Source organism: Teichococcus deserti (assembly GCF_001982615.1).
GTDB classification, from domain to species: Bacteria; Pseudomonadota; Alphaproteobacteria; order Acetobacterales; family Acetobacteraceae; genus Pseudoroseomonas; species Pseudoroseomonas deserti.
In genome coordinates this window covers 1-1,232 of record NZ_MLCO01000517.1, presented here as the reverse complement: position 1 = coordinate 1,232, position 1,232 = coordinate 1, and the positions used below count along the sequence as shown (strand labels likewise).

Sequence of the window (1,232 nt, the reverse complement as noted above, 5' to 3'; positions counted from 1 at the left end):
GATCAAGGACCCGCTGACCCACATGGTGCGCAACAGCGCCGACCATGGGCTGGAGACGCCGGAGATCCGCCGCGCCGCCGGCAAGCCCGCGCATGGCACCATCTCGCTCTCCGCGCGGCAGGAGGGTGGCCGCATCGTCATCGAGCTTGCCGATGACGGGCGCGGGCTGAACATCGCCCGCATCCGCTCGCGCGCCATCGAGCGCGGCCTCGCGACCGAAGCCGCGGTCGCCGCCATGGACGATGCCGAGGCCGCGCGCTTCATCTTCCGCCCGGGTTTCTCGACGGCGGCGGCGGTCACCGCCGTCTCCGGCCGCGGCGTCGGCATGGACGTGGTGCGCAGCAACATCGAGCGGATCGGCGGCACCGTCGACCTGCAGACGGTGGAAGGCCAGGGCACGACGCTCATCATCCGCATCCCGCTGACCTTGGCGATCATCTCCGGCCTGGTGGTCCAGGCCGCCAACGAGCGCTTCGCCGTGCCGCAGGCCGCGGTGGTCGAGCTGGTGCGCGTGGGCTCGGGCGGTGCGGCCGTCGAATGGCTCGACGACGCCCCCGTCATCCGGCTGCGCGGCCAGCTGCTGCCGCTGGTGCAGCTCGGCGCGCTGCTCGGCATCGCGACGCCGCACCCCTCGGGCTCGGCGGCCCAGGGCTTCGTCGCCGTCCTGCAGGGCGACAGCGCCCGCTACGGCCTGTTCGTCGACGGCGTCTTCGACACCGAGGAAATCGTGGTCAAGCCGGTGGCGCCGATCCTGCGCGACCTGCAGGCCTTCTCCGGCAACACCATCCTGGGCGATGGCGGCGTCATCATGATCCTCGACCCCGCGGGCCTCGCCCGCATGGCCGGCCTCGGCAGCGCCCGCAAGGAGGCCGCCCAGGCGGTCGCCGCCGCCAGCGAGGAGACCGGCGCCCAGCTGCTGCTGTTCCGCGCCGGCGCCCAGGCGACGCCGATCGCCGTGCCGCTCGGCCTGGTGGCCCGCCTCGAGGCGCTGCCCTCCGACAGCATCGAGACCGCCGGCAACCGCCCTGCCGTGCAGTATCGCGGCCAGCTGATGCCGCTGCTGCCGCTCGGCCCCTGGACGCAGCCGCCCTCGGGCAGCACCCAGCACCTGCTGGTCTTCCAGGACGGCACCCGCAGCCTCGGCCTGATGGTCGACGAGATCCTCGACGTCATCGAGGAGCGGCTGGTGCTGCGCCCGTCCACCGACCGCGCCGGCTTCCTGGGCTCGGCGG

General features: G+C 73.7%; 1 protein-coding gene. It reads left to right on the top strand.

The window, feature by feature from the left end:
* Nucleotides 1–22 precede the first annotated feature (22 nt).
* Nucleotides 23–1,232: chemotaxis protein CheA (locus BKE38_RS29650; RefSeq protein ID WP_242662627.1), on the top strand; the 1,210-nt coding region annotated here is incomplete at its 3' end.